The organism is Pseudocitrobacter sp. RIT415, from assembly GCF_003057695.2.
GTDB classification, from domain to species: Bacteria; Pseudomonadota; Gammaproteobacteria; order Enterobacterales; family Enterobacteriaceae; genus Pseudocitrobacter; species Pseudocitrobacter faecalis.
This window is the reverse complement of the sequence record NZ_QBJC02000014.1, coordinates 50,255-70,358: the sequence shown is the minus strand read 5'-3', so window position 1 is coordinate 70,358 and position 20,104 is coordinate 50,255. Positions and strand designations below refer to the sequence as shown.

Here is a 20,104-nt window from a genome sequence, read left to right as displayed (position 1 = left end):
TGTTTTAGTGAACTACAGGTGAAATATCTTCCTGTGTGCCGTTATCTCGCATGCGCGCGAGCGGATCCTGGCGGTAGAACAGGCAAAAACGCTGCCACAGCGCCGGGAAGCGCGGGGCGAAAAGTTCGGGAGCGCTGAAAAAATACTCGGACAGCACGGCGAAACACTCTGCCGGATCGGTTGCCGCATAAGCATCAATGCTGGCGGCACTTTCACCCACTAAATCAATCTCATCCTGAATATTATCCATCGCCGCATGGAGATCGTGCTCCCAGCCGGCGACTTCCCGCAGCGGAATTAATGGAATACCGCTGGCGCGATCGCCGTTGCGGGTATCCAGTTTATGGGCGACTTCATGGATAACCAGATTAAAGCCGGATGCGTCGAAGGAGTCCTGAATATCGAGCCAGTTAAGAACGATGGGCCCTTGCTGCCAGCTTTGACCAGACTGCACCACGCGTTGATTATGCACCAGACCAATATCATCTTCCCATTCGTCATCAACCACGAAGGGGGCAGGGTAGATAAGCACTTCATGGAAGCCATCAAGCCACTCAAGCCCCAGTTCCATCACCGGCAGGCAAAACAGCAGTGCAATGCGTGCCTGGGTGATGGGCTCCAGTATGAGCCCCTGCAGAGGAACCAGTCGCTTTTGCTGTAAAAAACGTTCGGCAAGCACGCGGAGTTTGGCCTGTTCATCTATGCTGAGATTGGCTAAAAGTGGGACGGAAAACGCCTGTTCCCACGGGATGTCGGTTTTTTCAGCAGACTCATCTGCCTTCCAGGGCCATTTAATCATCATTTTGCTCGCAAACTCGTCACTTGAACGCAATTGAAGAGACTGGGTCTGTTAAAATGCCAAATAACCTGGCATCATGGCAACCATCAAAACGGAGAGATGCCGGAGCGGCTGAACGGACCGGTCTCGAAAACCGGAGTAGGGGCAACTCTACCGGGGGTTCAAATCCCCCTCTCTCCGCCACTATTCAAGCACTTACCGCATCAATTTTCAGTGACTCATCTCGCATTGAGATAATCCCCACAAAAAATCTTCAACCCGTTGCCTCTTTGCTTTATGTCAGTATTAGCAAAAAAAAGGGTGCACGCCTTACGTAGATTCCGTATCGGCTTAAAACCGGATTAATCCTCATACGCTGACAATTGTTTCCTGTCCTCCATTTCAGATGCAGTAACAACTACCGCTAAGCGCTACCGTCAAAATATAAATGCCATGTGACTTTCATCGTTATGAAATAACTGAAAGGCGAAAAAGTAATGACTCGACAACGACGTTGAGCCGCTTTCCTGGCAGGCAGTTGATAAGCTGATTTGATGCATGAGCAGTGTAAAAAGATTAATTATCGGCTATTCGCATGGCCTGAAGCCTGCGTATAGATATCTGCATAAATTAAAACATGGGTAAGTAACCGTACTTGTTGAGGGTGTATTTAACGCAACGGTCAGAAATCAGGCTATGATTAAAAAACCGACAGAATGTCGGGTGGAGAAAACAAACAATAAAGGAGCTTATATGTTTGAGTTTTGTCCAAAGTCTATGAAAACTAACGTAGATTTTATCGCCTTTACCGTTGCGAAAATGGAGTATGAACAACGTGGCCTGTGTGCACGCGCTGTCGTGGGTAATATGCCGTTAGAAATGTCAGAGCACTTCCAACAGCGTTTGCGCTTTTATCGCGATCAGCTAAAGGGCGTAGTTCCGCAGCCTGTCGAACGTTATCCCTCTTCGAAGCTTGATTTCCGTTAAATGCCATCACGCCCCGGATAAATATTCGGGGCGCTTTCATCACTATTACGTGTAATACATATGCCGTTGGGCTAAATTTAATCCACAACCTTTTGTTGAGGATGAATAATGACCACCACCGCCTCCAGCGGCTTTGGCCCATTACGCCAGACTGTATTCGCAGTTCTGTGGGTAGCAACAATAATTGGCAATATAGGCTCTTTCGCACGCGATATTGCCAGCTCATGGCTCGTGACCGATCTCTCTTCTTCACCGCTGGCCGTGGCGATGGTTCAGGCCGCTGCGACGCTGCCGGTGTTTCTGCTCGCCATCCCTGCCGGCGTACTCTCAGATATTCTTGATCGCCGTAAATTCTTGATTGGCATTCAGATATTGATGGCAAGCGTCAGTATTTGCCTGTTATTGCTTTCCGCAACGGGGCTGCAAACCATTCTTTCGCTGGTGACGTTGACCTTTGTGGGCGGGGTTGGCGCGGCGTTAATGGGGCCGACCTGGCAGGCGATAGTGCCTGAACTGGTGAAAAAGCAGGATTTACGCGATGCCGTCGCGCTGAACTCGCTGGGCATCAACATCGCGCGCGCCATTGGCCCGGCGCTGGGCGGGATTGTGCTGGCAACTTTTGGTACATCAGTCACTTATGGCGTGGACGTAATCAGTTATCTGTTTGTGATTACGGCATTACTGTGGTGGAAAAGAGCGAAAACCGATAGCGATGAGCTGGCGGAGAAATTTCTCGGCGCCTTTCGTGCCGGGTTGCGTTACACCATGGCGAGCCGTGAGCTGCACGTCGTGCTGCTGCGCACGTTTCTGTTCTTCGCATTTTGCAGCTCTGTTTGGGCGTTGCTGCCGCTGGTTGCGCGCCGTGTGCTGGGCGGTGATGCGGGTTTCTACGGGATTTTGCTGGGGGCGGTCGGGGTAGGGGCGATTGCTGGCGCGTTTCTATTACCTAAATTACGGCAAAAATGCAGCGCGGATGGCCTGCTTTTACTGGCGTCAGTGATTACCGCTTCGGTGATGGCGCTGCTGTCAATTGCGCCCCCACAATGGCTCGCCGTAGTGGCGTTGGTGGTGCTGGGCTGTGGCTGGATTATTGCGTTGACCACATTCAACGGTGTTGCGCAGTCAATTTTGCCGAACTGGGTTCGCGGGCGTTCGCTGGCGGTCTACCTGACCGTCTTTAATGGGGCGATGACGGCGGGCAGCCTGGCCTGGGGGGCGCTGGCGCAATCGGCAGGCGTGCAGGAAACGTTGTTTATCGGTGCTATTGGTATCATTGTTATTGGTGTTGTCAGTTATCGCCTGCGCCTGCCAAAAGGGGAATCAGATCTGCTGCCCTCTAACCATTGGCCCGAGCCGCTGACGGCAGAGGTGGTAGAGCACGATCGTGGGCCGGTATTGATTCAGATTGAATATCATGTTGATCCGCAGCATCGTGCGCCTTTCCTGAAAGCCATTTATAACCTGGCTTATGAGCGGCGACGGGATGGTGCCTATAACTGGGGGATCACCGAAGATTCAGCCAACCCTCGCATTTTGCTGGAGTGGTTTATGGTGGAGTCCTGGGCTGAACATTTGCGCCAGCACAGAAGGGTGTCGAAGGCCGATGCGGATATTCAGGCAGAACTGCTGCAATATCACACGGGCGATGAGCCGCCAAAAGTGCGGCACTTTATCACTACCTCCAGACCATAAATTATCCGCGTCAGGGGCGAGGCTCCTGACGCGTAATCATCACGCTTTCTTCGCACTTATCGCCGCGGCAACCAGTCCATCCAGCCACTCCTGATGTCCGTTGAGCATTGGGTTGGGGCGCGTGGCGGCGAGCTCTTTTGCGGGCTGGCCGTTCTGCGTTTCCTGGGTAAGAATGCGCACGCGGTTTCCCGGCAAGTCTTCCAGCAGCCACGCGTGATGTACATCGAGACGATCAGGTGCATTTTCATCACCAGACCAGCCATGCCAGGCGATACGTGCCGGTTGTCCATCCGCTGCGGGAACGTGTTCCACTACCTGCGATTCCACCGGGAAGCCGAAAGTGCTGAAGTAAAAACGGATGCCGTGTTCCAGTTCCGGCCCTTTGTTATCGTAGAAACGAACGTCGGCGGAATTTTTGTAATAGTCTGGCCAGAGGAAAGGTTGGTTCAGGAGTGGCCAAATGTCGCTGACGCTAAGCCCGGCAATAATCATTTCGTTCGAGACGAAGTTATCGGTGAAGCCCGGAACAAAACCGTCTGGCCAGTTAATCGCGTTCATTGTGTATCTCCTCAAATCGTGTCAATGGCGTTGAGCACTTACATCTCAGCGGTATGAAGGTATTATCGGTAGATTCACTTATAAGACAAATTAGCAATCGCAATGGAATGCATAAGATAACTTATATCAGGAAGCCGCTTTTTGGCTGACCTCGACACACAGTGCGCGGATCCATTGATGCGCAGGATCGCGATGGTTGCGTTCGTGCCAGGCCATACTTTTGGTGAATCCGGGCACGTCCAGCGGTGGTGGCATAAGCGTCAAGTGTTCATGCTGTAAGGCGAGGCGGCGGGGCACGACGGCAATCATATCCGTCATCCGCAAAATCTCTGGCAATACAAGGAAGCTGTTTACGGACATGCCGACATGCCGCGTGCGGCCAAGCTTCGCCAGCGCCTCGTCCGTCACGCCCCAGAAACCACCTTCTGAGGAGACAAGAATGTGTTCCTGGTCGCAAAACTGGTCGAGAGTAAGTGAGCCCGAGACGGCGACAGGATGATCGGCGCGCATCATGCAAACGTACTCTTCCTCATACAGCGCACGTCCGTGAAGATCGCCAGGTGTTGTTGCAGGCGTGACCAGCGCCAGGTCAACATCGCCACGCTCCAGCAGGGAAAACAGCCGTTCATCATCAACAGGACGCACGGCGACGCGGATACCCGGTGCGCGTTTTTTTAGCGCACTCATCAGCGGCGCTATCACCGCTTTTAACGCGTAATCGGTGGCCATAATTGAATAGGTCATTTCCGCGCTCAGTGGGTTGAAATGGGCGGGCTTCAGCAGAATAGAGATATCGGTCAGGATCTGCTTCACCGGCGCGGCAAGCTCGCGGGCTCGTGCCGTCGGCACCATACCACGCTGCGCGCGAACAAACAGCGGATCGCCAAAATAGTCGCGTAAGCGCGTCAACATGCCGCTGACGGCGGGTTGTGTCAGAGAAAGCCGTTGCGCGGCGCGGGTGACGCTGCCTTCGTCAATCAATGCGTCGAGCGCCTTTAACAGATTGAGATCCAGCGATCTGATATCATTATTCATTATGGTAGCGTCACATTGCGATAAGAATAGTTATGGAATGCTAGCGGTTGGGCGAGGTGGTGTCTATACAGCGACGAAGCAAAATGGGCGACGCGGTGTCGCCCGGAAGGTTCACAGGTGTTCCAGAAACTCAGCGATATTGTGGGCCATGTTATCAATGCCGGACTCAACGCGCCGATAGTAGGTCCATTTACCCACTTTGCTGGCCTCCAGCAAGCCTGCTTCCTGCATCGCCTTCAGGCACAGGGAAGTGGCAGGCTGCGAGAGACCGGCTTTGTCCTGAATCAGGCTGGCGCAGACACCATAGACATCATAGTCATAAAGTTGGCTGTACTCGGCGAATGACTCGTGCGGGTTTTTCAGCCACTTCAAAATGGCAACGCGCGTGGGATTCGACAGTAACTTCATGGCGTTTTCAGGTGTCATGCGACCTCATTACTCTGTTCAGGAATAAACCGGGTAATCAGTATACCCGTTACTGCCGCCACCATACATGGATGATTCATCAACAGCATTCAGTGGGAAGCCGTTTTTCAGACGCGCCGGAAGGTCAGGGTTGGCGATAAACGGGCGGCCAAAACCAAACATATCGCCCAAGTGGTTATCCAGCATGCGTTGTGCTTTTTCTGCCGTGTAGCGGCCCGCATACATTATCGGGTTGCGGAATGCCACACGTAGCGCGGCGCGGAACTCTTCCGGTAGCTCCGGGCTGTTGTTCCAGTCCGCTTCTGCAATGGAGAGATAACCCACGCCGGCATCGTTCAGCAGACGAGCAGCGGTAGTCCAGGTTTCATGCGGATCAGATTCAACCAGGCCGAGATAAACCCTGTCTTCTTCGGTGGTGGTGAACAGCGGCGAGAAACGCACGCCGACGCGCTGGCTGCCAAATACATCACTCACCGCATCGGTGACTTCTTTTAAAAAGCGCAGGCGGTTTGTCAGACTGCCGCCGTATTCGTCCGTACGCTGGTTGGTGTGCTCGGAAATAAACTGATTGATGAGATAACCGTTGGCCGCATGGAGTTCCACGCCGTCGAAGCCAGCGCGTTTAGCATTAATAGCGGCCTGGCGGTAGAGTTCGATCAATTCTTTGACCTCTGCCGTACTCAGCTCGCGCGGCTGGCTTGGGGCGGTTAGCATGCCTTCACCGGGGGCGGTTTCAATAAAGACACGCACGTTCGTGGCGGCAATGGCTGACGGTGCCACTGGCGGCTGTTGATTCGGCTGAAGCGAGGTGTGCGACACGCGCCCAACGTGCCACAGCTGGCAGAAAATCACACCGCCTTGCTGGTGGACGGTGTCCGTCACTTTTTTCCAGCCTTCAACCTGGGCGTCGCTGTGAATGCCCGGCGTCCAGGCATAGCCCTGACCTCGAGGTTCAATCTGCGTGCCTTCGGTGATCAACAGCCCGGCGCTGGCGCGTTGACGGTAATATTCAATCATCAGCGGGCCAGGCACATTCCCCGGCTGTTCACTGCGACAACGGGTGAGTGGCGGTAAGATTACGCGGTTGCGTAATGTCATGCCACCGAGGGAGAGTGGGCTAAAGAGAGTGTTGTTTTTCATGATAAAGCATTCTTCTGCGACAAAAGGTGTGGTTCATTATATTTATAAATTTAAATGTGTAAATGCAAAATGCAAAATGCAAAATGCAAAATGCGATGTGTCGGTGACGATTTTTACGCTGATTACTGGCATAGTGAGGAAAAATAAGTCGAACAGACAATAAGTTACTGGTCAACATCCGAGAAAGAGGTGAAACATGAAAGTTGCCCACATTGCACTATGGACGCGCCAGCTTGAGACTCAGGCTCGCTTCTGGGTTGATTTCTTTGCGGGATCTGTCAACGAAAAGTATTGCAGCCAAACGAATTCTATTATCGTTTTATTGAGACAAACAAAAAGCCAGGCAGATGCCTGGCTTTGTTCATGATATTGCAGAAACCTTGTAGGCCTGATAAGCGTAGCGCATCAGGCTTTTTTAGGCGATTAACGCTGTGAGCAGCCTGAGCACTGTTTGTTCTGGATCTGCTGGAAGAAGTCATTCCCTTTATCATCCACCAGGATAAAGGCCGGGAAGTTTTCCACTTCGATTTTCCAGATAGCCTCCATACCCAGCTCAGGATACGCCACGCATTCCAGACTCTTAATGCTGTCCTGCGCCAGAATGGCTGCCGGGCCGCCGATGCTGCCGAGGTAGAAGCCACCGTGCTGTTTACAGGCATCGGTGACCTGCTGGCTGCGGTTGCCTTTTGCCAGCATCACCATGCTTGCGCCGTGCGACTGCAACAGATCCACGTAGCTGTCCATTCGACCTGCGGTGGTTGGGCCAAGAGAGCCGGATGCATAACCTTCCGGTGTTTTAGCCGGGCCTGCGTAGTAGATTGGGTGATCTTTCACGTACTGCGGCAGCTCTTCACCGTTATCAATCAGCTCTTTCAGTTTGGCGTGCGCGATATCACGGGCAACGATAATGGTTCCGTTCAGCGACAGACGCGTGGAGACCGGGTGTGCGGAAAGCTGCGCCAGAATTTCACTCATCGGCTGGTTCAGATTGATTGCAATTGCACTGCCTTCCCCTTGCTGACGCAGCGCTTCCGGAATGTACTGCGCCGGATTGTGCTCCATCTTCTCGATCCAGATACCGTCGCGGTTGATCTTCGCTTTGATATTACGGTCAGCCGAGCAGGAAACCCCCATGCCGACCGGGCAGGATGCACCGTGACGCGGCAGGCGGATCACGCGGATATCATGGGCGAAATATTTCCCGCCGAACTGCGCGCCGAGGCCCAGGTTCTGCGCTTCCTGTAACAGTTCTTGCTCCAGCTTAACGTCACGGAACGCCTGGCCGTGCTCGTTACCTTCGGTTGGCAGGCTGTCATAGTAACGGGTGGACGCCAGTTTAACGGTTTTCAGCGTGCTCTCAGCAGAGGTACCACCAATCACAAATGCAATGTGATACGGAGGGCAGGCCGCTGTACCCAGCGTGCGCATTTTCTCAACCAGATAGTTTTTCAGTTTCGCCGGGGTGATCAGCGCTTTGGTTTCCTGGTAGAGATAGGTTTTGTTGGCTGAACCGCCGCCTTTAGCGACGCACAGAAATTTATACTCGTCGCCATCGACGCTGTAGAGGTCAATCTGCGCAGGCAGGTTGGTTTTGGTGTTCACCTCATTGTACATATCCAGCGGGGCGTTCTGTGAGTAGCGCAGGTTATCTTCGGTGTAGGTATTGTAAACACCGCGCGCCAGAGCGGCTTCATCGCCGCCGCCGGTCCACACGCGCTGGCCTTTTTTCCCCATGATGATGGCGGTGCCGGTATCCTGACAGGTCGGCAGCACACCTTTGGCAGCGATTTCCGAGTTACGCAGGAATTGCAGCGCGACGTATTTGTCGTTCTCGCTGGCTTGCGGGTCATTCAGAATGGCGGCGACCTGTTTCTGGTGAGAAGGGCGCAGCATGAAAGAGGCATCGTGGAAGGCTTGTTGTGCCAGCAGCGTCAGGGCCTCAGGCTCAACTTTGAGAATTTCCTGGCCTTCAAATTCGGCAACAGAAACGTGCTCGCGGCTCAGCAGATAGTATTCGGTGTCATCTTTGCCAAGCGGGAAGGGGTTCTGGTAAACAAAAGGTTTATTCGACATAGCTATTGCTCCATAAAATAAAACCGCCGGACGTTACCCTCCGGCGGTTGAGAATCAGAACATCATGGACATCCACGGGTAACCAATCAGCAGCAGGGCTGCCAGGAAGATGGCACCGAAGATGGTGCCTAACCGCCAGTAGTCCTTGGTCGGCAGGTAGCCACTCCCGTAGTAAATAGGGCTCGGGCCAGTACCGTACGGGGTGATGATCCCCATGATACCCAGTGAAGTCACCATCAGCAGGACGAACACTTCCATGTTCATGCCCGGAATAGTGGCGGCGATGGTCAGCATCGCTGGCAGCAGCGCCGTGGTGTGCGCGGTGGTACTGGCAAACAGATAGTGCAACAGGTAGAACGCCAGCAGCAGAACGATAGTCGCGACGCCCGGAGAGATACCGCTCATTAGCAGGCCGCCTTCTTTACCCAGCCAGCTGATAAAGCCTGTCGAGGAGAGGCCGTCGGCCAGTGCTACCAATGTTGCGAACCACACAAAGGTGTTCCATGCGGCTTTGTTGCCGGTGATATCGTTCCACTCCAGCACGCCTGTCCACAGCATCAGGCCGACGATTAACAGCGCAGCCATTGCCGGTTCAATCCACGCCGCAGCGAAGATCCACATCAGCAGTGCACAGCATACGAAGACCAGCAACAGAATTTCGTTACGTGACAGTTTACCCAGTTTTTCCAGTTCACGACTCGCCCACAGCGGCACTTCGTCGTTCACTTTCACTTCCGGCGGATAGAACCAGTAAGCCAGCAGCGGCATGGTCAGAATCAGCAGGATCCCCAGCGGCAGGAAGGCGATGAACCAGGTGCCCCAGGAGATGGTGATACCGAGGATGCTTTTTACCAGCGCCAGCGCCAGCAGGTTCGGTGCCAGGGCGGACAGGAACATGGAACTGGTGATACACGCGGCGGTGATCGCCACCCACATCAGGTAAGAACCGATTTTACGCGCGCTTGGGTCGTTCGGTTTTGAACCGTACAGCGGCGGCAGGTTGGCAATAATCGGGTAGATTGTCCCGCCGCTACGTGCGGTGTTAGACGGGGTGAACGGGGCCAGCAGCAGGTCGGCAAAGGTAATGGCATAACCGAGCGTCAGACTGCGACGACCCAGATATTTCACCAGGATCAGCGCCAGGCGGCGACCGAAACGGGTTTTGTCATAACCGGCGGCAAACATAAAGGCACCGAAAATCAGCCAAACGGTTGAGTTACCGAAGCCGCTTACCGCCCATTTGAAGGACGCACCTGCCAGTTTGAATTTCGGATCGGCCAGCTGTTCCGGGCTGAAAAGCACCCATTGGCTGCACAGTGCGATGGCGACGACGCCCGTCAGACCGATGACCGCACCCGGCAGGGGTTCGAAAATCAGGCCGACGATGACGCCGACAAAGATTGCGAAGTAGTGCCAGGCATACGGCGGCAGCCCGTCAGGAACCGGCACAAACAGCAACAGCACGGCGACGATAATCGGCAGTGCCATCATCATCAGACGGTTTTTCTTTCCGTCTTTTGGCTTGCTCGCCACGGGGGGCGTTACGGCGGTTTTTTCTTTCATAGTTTTGCGTCTTAAGTTGTTAGTAATTCGGTTATGCCAGAAATAACTTTTTGCTTTCTTTAGTTTCTTTACTTTATTTAATTATTAAAGACGGCTTTTTGTATTACTGGCATGGAAATTTAGCGCTATTTTGTCAGCGATAAATCAGGAATTCTTTATATTTATTTAATGCTCTTTTAAAGAATAAGGCAATTGATCTCGATCAAAAAAACAGGACGATAATGCGCTTTTTATTATTTTTGAATAACCCTGTTGAGCTATAAGGGTATTGGTTGTTAATTGCTCACGCCAGCGCGTGTATATTAAATATAGAACATAAACTACATCTTGTCTATATTATTGGTTTTTATGGGTTTTTGTGATTTTGTTGGTACTTTTTATCATACCTCTTGAGGTAGCAAAAAAGTAATAATTATTTAAATAATTGTGAACGGAATATTTTTTATTAATAACACTATGGAGGTACTGGTGTTATAGCGGCGCTTAATTAGTTTTTTAACTAACGTAATTGCTTTAGTAACTAAAAATACCATTATATTAGTAGCATCAATATCGGAAAGAAAAAATAACTCAAATACACACCGATTCAGAATTCGCAGATTTCAATTTTTAAAGTTTGGAGTTTTTATATGATGAACACAAACCATCGCATACTTGAGGCATTCACCTTACCGAACGGAACTGAAATTAAAAACCGTTTGTTTATGGCTCCGATGACCACTTGTTCGGGGTATTACGACGGTTCAGTCAGCAGCGAGCTGATTGAGTACTATCGCGCCCGTTCCGGCAGCATCGGTACTATCATTGTCGAGTGCTGCTTTGTTGACGATCTCGGCCTTGCCTTCCCGGGCGCGCTGGGTATCGACAACGACGACAAAATCGCCGGCCTGGCGAAAATTGCCGAAGCGATCAAATCTAAAGGTTCTAAAGCGCTGCTGCAGATCTACCACGGTGGCCGTATGGTCGATCCGAAGCTGATTGGCGGACGTACACCGGTTGGCCCAAGTGCGGTAGCTGCGCCGCGTGATGGTGCTGCCAAACCGGTCGCGCTGACCACGGAAGAAGTGTATGGCATGGTCGGTAAATTCGGCGATGCGGTACGTCGTGCCATCCAGGCCGGTTTCGACGGCGTGGAAATTCACGGCGCCAACACTTATTTGATTCAACAATTCTATTCGCCGAACTCCAACCAGCGTGACGATGAGTGGGGCGGTAGCCGCGACAATCGCGCAAAATTCCCGCTGGCGGTACTGGATATCACCCATAAAATGGTGCGCCAGTATGCTGATGATTCGTTCATTATCGGCTATCGCTTCTCACCGGAAGAGATGGAAGTCCCCGGTATCCGCTTTGACGACACCATGTATCTGCTGGAAAAACTGGCGGAGCGCGGCGTCGATTACCTGCACTTCTCCGTCGGCGCTACGCTGCGTCCTTCTATCGTCGAAACCAACGATCCGACGCCGCTGATTCAAAAATATGTCGCGATGCGTTCTGAAACACTGGCTCAGGTTCCGGTAATGGGTGTGGGCGGTGTCGTAAATGGAGCGGATGTGGATACCGCGCTGGATAATGGTTACGACCTGGTTGCCGTGGGTCGCGCCTGTATCGCCTATCCGGACTGGACAGACCGCATTGCGCGTGACGAAGCGCCCGAGCTGTTTATCGATAGCACCCAGCGTGAAGCCCTGTGTATTCCAGAACCGCTGTGGCGTTTCTTCCTGGTCGAAGCGATGATCCGCGACATGAGCATGGGCGAGTCCAAATTCAAAGCGGGTACCTTTGTGGAAACCGTGATGGACGACACCAACGAACTGGTTATCAATGTTAGCCTGGATACAGACCGTATCGCCGATATTGAGCTGGCGAGCGCGCCGGATCAGAGCGTGGAATTCACCACCAGTTTTGAAGAAATTCGTACCCGTATTCTCGATGCTAACACCCCTCATGTTGATGCTATCTCCGGCGCAACCAGCCAGAGTGAAGCCGTGAAAAAAGCCGTCTCTAAAGCGATGCTGAAATCGAGCAAAGCGCGAGTAGCCGAAGAGGGCGGCGACGTCGAAGAAGCGAAAAGCTACGACGTGGTGGTTGTGGGGAGCGGCGGCGCGGGTCTGGCTGCGGCGATTCAGGCGCATGACGAAGGCGCAAGCGTGCTGATTGTCGAGAAAATGCCGACCATCGGCGGGAACACCATTAAAGCGTCTGCCGGGATGAACGCAGCGGAAACCCGCTTCCAGCGCGTGAAAGGGATCCAGGACAGCAAAGAGCTGTTCTACCAGGAAACCCTGAAAGGCGGAAAAAACAAGAATAACCCGGAACTGCTGCGTCGCTTTGTGGAAAACGCACCTGAAGCGATTGAATGGCTGGCAACACGCGGCATTATGCTGAACGACATCACCACCACCGGTGGGATGAGCATCGACCGTACTCACCGTCCGCGCGACGGATCGGCGGTGGGCGGCTATCTTATCAGCGGCCTGGTGCGTAATGTCAACAAACGCAATATTGATGTCATGCTCGATACTTCTGTGGTCGATATCGTGATGGATGGCGGTGAAGTTTCCGCAGTCCGTCTGCTGACCGAAGAGAAAGAAACGCTGACCGTCGCAACAAAAAGCATCATCGTCGCGACCGGTGGTTTCAGCGCCAACAGTGCGATGGTAGTGAAATATCGCCCGGATCTGGCCGGCTTCGTGACCACCAACCACAAAGGCGCGACCGGTGGCGGTATTTCGCTTCTGGAAAATATCGGCGCAGGCACAGTGGATATGGGCGAAATTCAGATTCACCCGACCGTTGAGCAAAAAACATCGTACCTGATTTCCGAATCCATCCGCGGTGGCGGGGCAATTCTGGTGAATCAGCAGGGCAACCGTTTCTTCAATGAAATGGAGACCCGTGACAAAGTCTCCGCGCAAATTATTGCGCTGCCAGAAAAATATGCCTATATCGTGTTTGATGAGCACGTTCGCGCGAAAAACAAAGCCGCTGATGAGTACATTGGCCGTGGCTTTGTCACCAGCGCCAGCTCACCGCGCGATCTGGCGAAAAAACTGGGGCTCAATGAAGACGCTTTCCTGGCGACCCTGGAACGCTACAACGGTTTTGTGGAAAAACAGCACGATGATGACTTTGGTCGTACTACCGCGCTGCGCGCACCGATCAATGAAGGCCCGTTCCATGCAATTCAGATTGCGCCGGGCGTGCACCACACGATGGGGGGCGTCACCATCAACACTGAGACCTGCGTGCTGGATAAAGAGCACAAGGTTATAGCCGGCGCATATGCCGCGGGTGAAGTGGTTGGCGGTATCCACGGTGGTAACCGTATCGGCGGTAACGCTGTCGCCGATATCATTATCTTTGGTACACTCGCCGGTCATCAGGCCGCGATGCGCGCAAAACGCAGCTAGCCGCCCATGAAACCCCGGTAGCCCTGGCTACCGGGTTCTCTTTTGTGAAAGGAGGCTGGAATGTCAGACGATGCACGGGTGTACAGTTATTCTGCAGTCCTGATGGGCTCGCCCATTCTGCTCAAGCTCTTCGAACACAACGAACCGCTCGCTTCCCGCGTTTTCCACCTCATTAAACAATACGAAGATCTCCTTACCGTTAACCGCGCGCAGTCGCAGGTAATGGATATCAATCACGCCGCAGGATTACACCCCGTCAGCGTCAGCCGCCCGGTTTTTGAGCTTATCAAATGTGCCAAAACCGCAAGTCTGGTGCCAGGCGGGGCGTTTAATCTGGCGATTGGCCCACTGGTGAAACGCTGGAAAATCGGTTTTAAGGGCGACAGTGTGCCACCCGCTGATGATATTGCGCAGTTACTGACGCTGACCGATGCACATAATGTGCTGCTGGATGATACCCAAAGCAGCGTGTTTTTGACGCGTCCCGGTATGGAAATTGATTTAGGCGCAATTGCAAAAGGGTACATCGCTGACCGTGTGCGCGACTTTTTGCGCAAACAGGGCGTAACGCTGGGGCTGATAAATCTTGGTGGCAATGTACAAACGCTGGGCTCGCCAGAGGGCGGTTGGTCGATTGGCCTGAAAAAGCCCTTTGCACAGGATAATGCGTTGCTCGGAGCCATTGAGGTGATGAACAAGTCGGTGGTGACCTCTGGCGTGTACGAGCGCTTTTTCGAGCTGGACGGGCGCCGCTATCACCATATTCTTGACCCGCGCAGCGGCTATCCGCTGGATAACGAGCTTGACAGCGTCACCATTATCGCCAGCGAATCCCTCGACTGTGATATCTGGACCACGCTGATTTATGGAATGGGCGTTGAGAAGGGGGTTGCAGCGCTGCGCAAACGCCCGGACATTGAAGCGATATTTGTCACCAAACAGCGGGAGATCATTCTCTCCTCGGCCAGACATTACCGGTTTACGCTGCTTGATGACGATTACCGGCTTACTGTGCGTACTGCTTAAGCAGGCCGTACTGTTCCGGCAGCAGGTGATAGCGATACACCGGGCGTCCGGTTGCGCCGTAGTGAATGCTGGTAAACAGAATATTTATTTGTGCCAGCCAAATCAGATATTTACGGCATGATACGCGGGAAATATTCACCGCATTCGCCAGGTCGTCGGTGGAAAACTCGCTTTCCGGATGTGCGTCAATCCACTGGCAAATGGTGCGCAGCGTCTGCGGCGTTAAGCCCTTCGGCAGACGTTTGGTGTCGGCAAGCTCCGGTGCGCCGCCGTGCAGCAGGCGATCGACATCGGCCTGTTCGTAATATTTATGGCTGCCCATCAGCTGCTTTTTTTCGCGCCAGCCGGTTAACGCCTCTTCAAAGCGTGGGAACTGGAATGGTTTGATCAGGTAATCCACCACGCCATAATGCATCGATGTTTGAATAGTTTCCGCGTCTGAAGCGGAAGAGATCATGATAACGTCGATAGCCCGTCCCGATGCGCGAATGACAGGCAGTAGATCCAAACCATTATCCTGCTGCATATAGACATCCAGCAGCACCAGGTCGATAGGCTGCACACTCTCTTCAATAAATTCGCGAGCCTGGCTGAGGGTTGAGGCGATGCCACAGCAGCTAAACCCCTCGACCCGTTCGATATAGAGACGGTTCAGGTCGGCCACCATGGCATCATCATCAACAATTAACACATTAATCACTCGGCATTCCTCTCGCTGTCCCAGGGGATTTGTACAAAAAATTGCGTAAAGACGCCCGGCTCTGATTCTACGGCGATGCTGCCGCCGAGGTTTTCAGTTTGCTGACGGGCCAGAAAGAGCCCGACGCCGCGATTCTCGCCTTTCGTCGAAAAACCTTTGGTAAAAATAGCATCAATTTTATCCGGGGCGATGCCTGGCCCGTCATCACTGACTTCACTGGAGAGCCAGCCATTTTGATAGTGCAGCAGCAGGCTTATCTCGCCTTCTGGCTGGCCGGACATGGCGTCCAGCGCATTTTCAATCAGGTTGCCCAGCACGGTGACCAGCACGGCGACCTGTTGCTCGTTGGCGTTGTCCGGTACGCGTGACTCTTCGGCCAGCGTCAGCGTGAAGCCGGCTTCTTTCGCGCGATTGATTTTGCCGAGCAGGAACCCGGCAACTATCGGTGATCTAATTTTATGCTGAATCTCGCCGATATCGGTCTGATAATTTTGCGCGGTTTGCAGAATATACTCTTCCAGCTTGTCATAGCGCTTGATGTGCAAAAGCCCGAGGATCACGTGCAGTTTATTCATAAATTCGTGAGACTGGGCACGCAGCGCGTCGACATAGTTAACCATGCCATCCATGCGCTGCATCAGTTGGCTGACTTCGGTTTTATCGCGGAAGGTGCAGATCGCGCCAATCACGCGGTTTTGGCTGCGCACTGGTACGGTGTTGGTGAGTAACAGGCGCCCATTGCAGCCCACTTCTTGATCCGGAATCGCCACCCCGGTCGCCAGAACCTGTTGCAGGTTTCCCTGCAACGGCGCATGCGGCGGTTCTCCCGGCTGGCGATTGTTGGCAGAAAGCAGAATTTGCCGCGCAGTATGGTTAATTAGCGTCACGTTGCCGAGGCTGTCGACGGCAATCACCCCTTCTTTGAGCGATTGCAGCATTGCCTGACGCTGTTCGAATAGCGTAGAAATCTCATAGGGCTCAAGCCCGAAAAGAATATTTTTTAGCACCCGAACCAGCACCCAGGTTCCGAAACTGCCAATAATGGCGCTGAAAAGCACAAACCAAATGGCGTTCCAGCGGCTGGCATTGATTTGCGCCTGAACATCGTTCATGGAGATGCCGACAATCACCACGCCAATTTGTCGGCGCTGTGCGTCATAAATGGGCGTAAAGACGCGAAGCGCTTCTTCCAGCACGCCGTGGTTCACCGAAACGTTTTCCTGGCCGAGCAGGGCGGGCTGTAAATCTTCTCCGATAAAGCGCTGACCAACGCGACGGGGATCGGGGTGTGAGTAGCGGATGCCATGCATATCCGTGATCACCGCATAAAGCAAATGATTACGTTGTTCCACGGCGGTTGAAATCGGTTGAATAATATCGCTGTATGAGGGGGAGGTGAGTCCGCGTTTGATTTCCGGCGAATCGGCAAGTGTGCGCGCGATAGCGAAGGCGGTGTCCTGCAACCCCGTGCGCGTGGCTTTGGCGATTTGCGCAAGATAAAACGTGTAGATAACCAGCAGGACGGCACCGATGACACCGCAGACCATTAAGGTGACCAGCGTGCTGAGCTTCATCGGGCGTTTTGTCGCGCGTTGAGGCTGCTGAAAATCGTGCATCGGAATCCCTGTCATCAATAATAAACAAGCATTATCGCTGATAAGCCCGATTTCTTAAAGCGGCGTGACCCTTAGTAAAACAAACGTCTCTTTGTGACGCCACTCTCAGGCTATCCATATGAAACACTTTATATTGAGAGGCAACTCATAATAAGGAGGCAGTTTATGAGCATTAAGCTTACCGATGCAGTCATGGAGCGACGCAGTGCTGTTACCGCCGATATCGACAGATTGTCCACCGAGGACATGCTTAACGTTATCAACCAGGAAGATAAACGTATTGCCGATGCCATCACGCCATGTCTGGATGAAATTACCCGTTTAGTGGATCAAGCTGCGGCGGCGTTAAGCCGCGGTGGGCGTTTAGTGATAGTTGGAGCAGGGGCGTCGGGGCGCGCCGGGATGCTGGCTGCCAGTGAGTTTACCCCGCAGGGCCACGGCCCGGTTGTCGGGCTTATCGCGGGCGGGCCGCAGGCGATGCTGAATGAAAAAAGCGATGCCGCCTACGATTACGATCGTGGAGTGCTGGATCTCCAGGCGATTGGCTTTAATGAAAAAGATATGCTGCTGGGCCTGACCGTCGGTGGCAAGACGCCATGGGTGTGGGGTGCCATGCGCCACGCGTGGTCGCTGGGCGCGCCGGTTGCCGTGCTGACGCGCAATCCGCAAAGCGAAGCCGCGCAGCTGGCGTCGCTGGTTATCGCGCCGCAAACCGGGGCGGAAGTCGTTGCGGGCTACGGTAATCCTAAAGCCAACGCCGCGCAGAAGCTGGTTCTGAATATGCTGACCACCGGGCTGGCGATTCGCAGCGGTCGGGTTTACAGCAATTTGCGTGTGGATCTGCAAGGGGACACCACCCAGTGGTGCGAACGACAGATTGCGATTGTGATGGAAGCGGGAAGTTGTTCGCGCGCTGTGGCGAAAGCCGCACTCGAACGCTGCGATCATCATTGTAAAACCGCGATCCTGATGGTGCTCACAGGAATGGAAGTACAGGATGCGAATGCCCTGCTGGCGCAGAACAATGGTTTTGTGCGAGTGGCGTTGCAGGAAGCGCCATAGTCGTTGCTGGATTTAAAAACGAAAAAAGCCCGCTATGCGGGCTTTCAGATTGCTGACAAGGTGCGCTTTGTTAATGCCGGATGCGGCGTAAACGCCTTATCCGGCCTACAATCGTACAAATTCATGATGTTGCAGAAACCCTGTAGGCCTGATAAGCGTAGCGCATCAGGCATAAAGCCCGCTATGCGGGCTTTCAGGTTGCTGACAACGTGCGCTTTGTTAATGCTGGATACGGCGTAAACGCCTTATCCGGCCTACAATCGTGCAAATTCATGATGTTGCAGAAACCCCGTAGGCCTGATAAGCGTAGCGCATCAGGCATAAAGCCCGCTATGCGGGCTTTCAGGTTGCTGACAACGTGCGCTTTGTTAATGCCGGATGCGGCGTAAACGCCTTATCCAGCCTACAATCGTTCAAATTCATGATGTTGCAGAAACCTTGTAGGCCTGATAAGCGTAGCGCATCAGGCATAAAGCCCGCTCTGCGGGCTTTATGACCTGTAGAGGTTAGAACTGGTAGGTCAAGCCTACGCCCACCACGTCATCGGTAGAGATACCGTTGTCTTTGTAGAAGCGAGCGTCGTTATCCAGCATGTTGATTTTATAATCAACATAGGTAGACATGTTTTTGTTGAAGTAGTAAGTCGCCGCAACAGAAATGTAATTCACCAGCGCTTTGTCGTGGTAAGTCACTTCGTTGTGATAGTCGTTACCGCCCAGGTCTTTACCCTTAGAGTATACCCACGCTAAGGATGGACGCAGACCGAAGTCGAACTGGTACTGCGCAACCGCTTCAAAGTTCTGAGTTTTATTGGCGATGCCGTAGTCACCATATGGCGTCATGTTGCGGGTTTCCGCGTACATCATCGCCAGGTAAACGTCGTTGGCATCGTATTTCAGACCAACGGTCCAGGCTTCCGCTTCAGAGCCACCTGCGTTTTTGCTGTAGCGGTTGTCGATGCCGCCAGCAATAACTTGTTCATTGGTACGGTCAGAAGAAGAGAATGCCGCACCAACGCTCAGGCCTTGCAGTACGTCACCGAAATCATAGGTAGTGGACATACCGAAACCGTCGCCGTTCTGGAAGCGATAATCCTCGTGACCGTTTTTGGTACCTTCCTGATCTTCGTTCGCGTTGCTGCCTTCGTTATTGCCCTGATATTGCAGCGCGAAGTTCCAGCCTTCTACCAGACCGAAGAAGTCGGTATTACGGTAGGTTGCTACACCGTTTGCACGGCCGGTCATGAAGTTATCGGTCCAGGTATAGGAGTCGCCACCGAAAACAGGCAGCATATCGGTCCACGCTTCTACGTCGTACACAACGCCGTAGTTACGACCGTAGTCAAAGGAACCTGCATCGGCATAGCGCAGACCGGCAAAAGCCAGTTTTGCGTACATGTTGTCGCTGCCTTCGGTATCGTTCGCCTGAACTTTCATCAGCGCGTTACCAAAGCCAGTCAGTTCGTCGGTGATCTGCGTTTCACCTTTGAAGCCCAGTTCAACGATGGTTTCATCACCATCATCACCCGGATTGTCAGAGAAAGTATGACGAGCATCGACTTTCCCATAGAGATCCAGTTTGTTTCCGTCTTTATTATAAATTTCCGCCGCATTTGCTGCACCAGCCACTAATAAAGCCGGGACAATAATTGCCAATACTTTTCTTTTCATTATTTATTTCCTTTAAATAATAATGTTTATGAATGCTTTTAGATGTGTCGGCATTGCAATGGCGATATTATCTATAGAGTTCATTTTATTTTACGCTAAAAATGTAACGGATTTATATTAAATATTGCTAAATGTTTCCATTATTTTTGATGTGTATATTAAAGCTTTCATGTATTGGCGTTGATTATTTAACATGATGATTTTATTGATAAAGGTGTGATGTGCTTTGTTTGGTATTTATGCTTGTTATATGTTTTTGCTGAGCAGCAGGAGAGGGTATTCAAAAAAAAGCCCAATAAAAAAGTTTATCGGGCCTGCTTTAGATGAAAAAATTAACGAGTGCAGTGTTAAACAACAAAAGGCTA

15 protein-coding genes, 1 tRNA gene and 1 pseudogene are annotated in these 20,104 nt (G+C 52.6%); 7 read left to right on the top strand and 10 right to left on the bottom strand.

What is annotated here, in order from left to right:
* Positions 1–4 precede the first annotated feature (4 nt).
* Positions 5–802 (bottom strand): DgsA anti-repressor MtfA, encoded by a 798-nt coding sequence (gene mtfA, locus DBY68_RS14830; RefSeq protein ID WP_167405852.1) that lies wholly within the window; start codon positions 800–802, stop codon positions 5–7.
* Between the two features lie 90 nt (positions 803–892).
* Here mtfA and DBY68_RS14825 point away from each other — a divergent pair.
* From DBY68_RS14825 to DBY68_RS14815, 3 genes are all read left to right on the top strand, one after another.
* Positions 893–982: transfer RNA gene (locus DBY68_RS14825), tRNA-Ser, on the top strand.
* 492 nt (positions 983–1,474) lie between these two features.
* On the top strand, positions 1,475–1,765 hold the full coding sequence (locus DBY68_RS14820; RefSeq protein WP_108475196.1) for a hypothetical protein: 291 nt from the start codon (positions 1,475–1,477) through the stop codon (positions 1,763–1,765).
* A gap of 108 nt (positions 1,766–1,873) precedes the next feature.
* A complete protein-coding gene (locus DBY68_RS14815; protein ID WP_108475197.1) occupies positions 1,874–3,457 on the top strand; it encodes an MFS transporter in 1,584 nt (527 codons plus the stop codon).
* 39 nt (positions 3,458–3,496) lie between these two features.
* Here the strand turns inward: DBY68_RS14815 and DBY68_RS14810 are convergent, their stop codons facing one another.
* The 4 genes from DBY68_RS14810 to DBY68_RS14795 form a co-directional block, all read right to left on the bottom strand.
* Positions 3,497–4,015 carry a polyketide cyclase gene (locus DBY68_RS14810; protein WP_108475198.1) on the bottom strand — a complete coding sequence of 173 codons (519 nt, stop codon included), beginning with the start codon at positions 4,013–4,015 and terminating at the stop codon, positions 3,497–3,499.
* 126 nt (positions 4,016–4,141) lie between these two features.
* Positions 4,142–5,050: a LysR family transcriptional regulator gene (locus DBY68_RS14805; protein ID WP_108475199.1), complete on the bottom strand. Its 909-nt coding sequence runs from the start codon at positions 5,048–5,050 to the stop codon at positions 4,142–4,144.
* A gap of 111 nt (positions 5,051–5,161) precedes the next feature.
* On the bottom strand, positions 5,162–5,476 hold the full coding sequence (locus DBY68_RS14800) for a helix-turn-helix transcriptional regulator (RefSeq protein ID WP_108475200.1): 315 nt from the start codon (positions 5,474–5,476) through the stop codon (positions 5,162–5,164).
* An 18-nt stretch (positions 5,477–5,494) separates the two neighbouring features.
* Positions 5,495–6,616, bottom strand: coding sequence for an alkene reductase (locus DBY68_RS14795; protein WP_108475201.1), 1,122 nt, complete (start codon positions 6,614–6,616; stop codon positions 5,495–5,497).
* A 196-nt stretch (positions 6,617–6,812) separates the two neighbouring features.
* Here DBY68_RS14795 and DBY68_RS14790 point away from each other — a divergent pair.
* A pseudogene (locus tag DBY68_RS14790) lies at positions 6,813–6,923 on the top strand (glyoxalase/bleomycin resistance/extradiol dioxygenase family protein); the annotation flags it as partial.
* A 116-nt stretch (positions 6,924–7,039) separates the two neighbouring features.
* Here DBY68_RS14790 and fumA read toward each other — a convergent pair.
* Positions 7,040–8,689, bottom strand: a complete 1,650-nt coding sequence (fumA, locus tag DBY68_RS14785) for a class I fumarate hydratase FumA (RefSeq protein WP_108475202.1) — start codon at positions 8,687–8,689, stop codon at positions 7,040–7,042.
* Between the two features lie 54 nt (positions 8,690–8,743).
* Complete coding sequence (locus DBY68_RS14780) at positions 8,744–10,252, bottom strand: anion permease (RefSeq protein WP_199538667.1); 1,509 nt, start codon at positions 10,250–10,252, stop codon at positions 8,744–8,746.
* Positions 10,253–10,884: 632 nt separating this feature from the next.
* On the opposite strand from DBY68_RS14780, the gene DBY68_RS14775 reads away from it, so the two are divergent.
* Together DBY68_RS14775 and DBY68_RS14770 are read left to right on the top strand one after the other, a co-directional pair.
* Complete coding sequence (locus DBY68_RS14775) at positions 10,885–13,665, top strand: flavocytochrome c (RefSeq protein WP_108475382.1); 2,781 nt, start codon at positions 10,885–10,887, stop codon at positions 13,663–13,665.
* Between the two features lie 60 nt (positions 13,666–13,725).
* Positions 13,726–14,691 (top strand): FAD:protein FMN transferase, encoded by a 966-nt coding sequence (locus DBY68_RS14770; RefSeq protein ID WP_108475203.1) that lies wholly within the window; start codon positions 13,726–13,728, stop codon positions 14,689–14,691.
* On the opposite strand, the gene dcuR is transcribed toward DBY68_RS14770, so the two are convergent.
* Together dcuR and DBY68_RS14760 are read right to left on the bottom strand one after the other, a co-directional pair.
* Entirely contained in the window at positions 14,672–15,391 is a 720-nt protein-coding gene (gene dcuR, locus DBY68_RS14765; protein ID WP_108475204.1) for a two-component system response regulator DcuR, read from the bottom strand. The genes DBY68_RS14770 and dcuR overlap by 20 nt on opposite strands.
* Positions 15,388–17,007, bottom strand: coding sequence for a sensor histidine kinase (locus DBY68_RS14760; protein WP_108475205.1), 1,620 nt, complete (start codon positions 17,005–17,007; stop codon positions 15,388–15,390). The genes dcuR and DBY68_RS14760 overlap by 4 nt, the downstream gene beginning before the upstream one ends.
* A gap of 165 nt (positions 17,008–17,172) precedes the next feature.
* On the opposite strand from DBY68_RS14760, the gene DBY68_RS14755 reads away from it, so the two are divergent.
* On the top strand, positions 17,173–18,069 hold the full coding sequence (locus DBY68_RS14755) for an N-acetylmuramic acid 6-phosphate etherase (RefSeq protein ID WP_108475206.1): 897 nt from the start codon (positions 17,173–17,175) through the stop codon (positions 18,067–18,069).
* Positions 18,070–18,575: 506 nt separating this feature from the next.
* On the opposite strand, the gene ompC is transcribed toward DBY68_RS14755, so the two are convergent.
* Positions 18,576–19,739 carry a porin OmpC gene (ompC, locus tag DBY68_RS14745; protein ID WP_108475208.1) on the bottom strand — a complete coding sequence of 388 codons (1,164 nt, stop codon included), beginning with the start codon at positions 19,737–19,739 and terminating at the stop codon, positions 18,576–18,578.
* Positions 19,740–20,104: the final 365 nt, after the last annotated feature.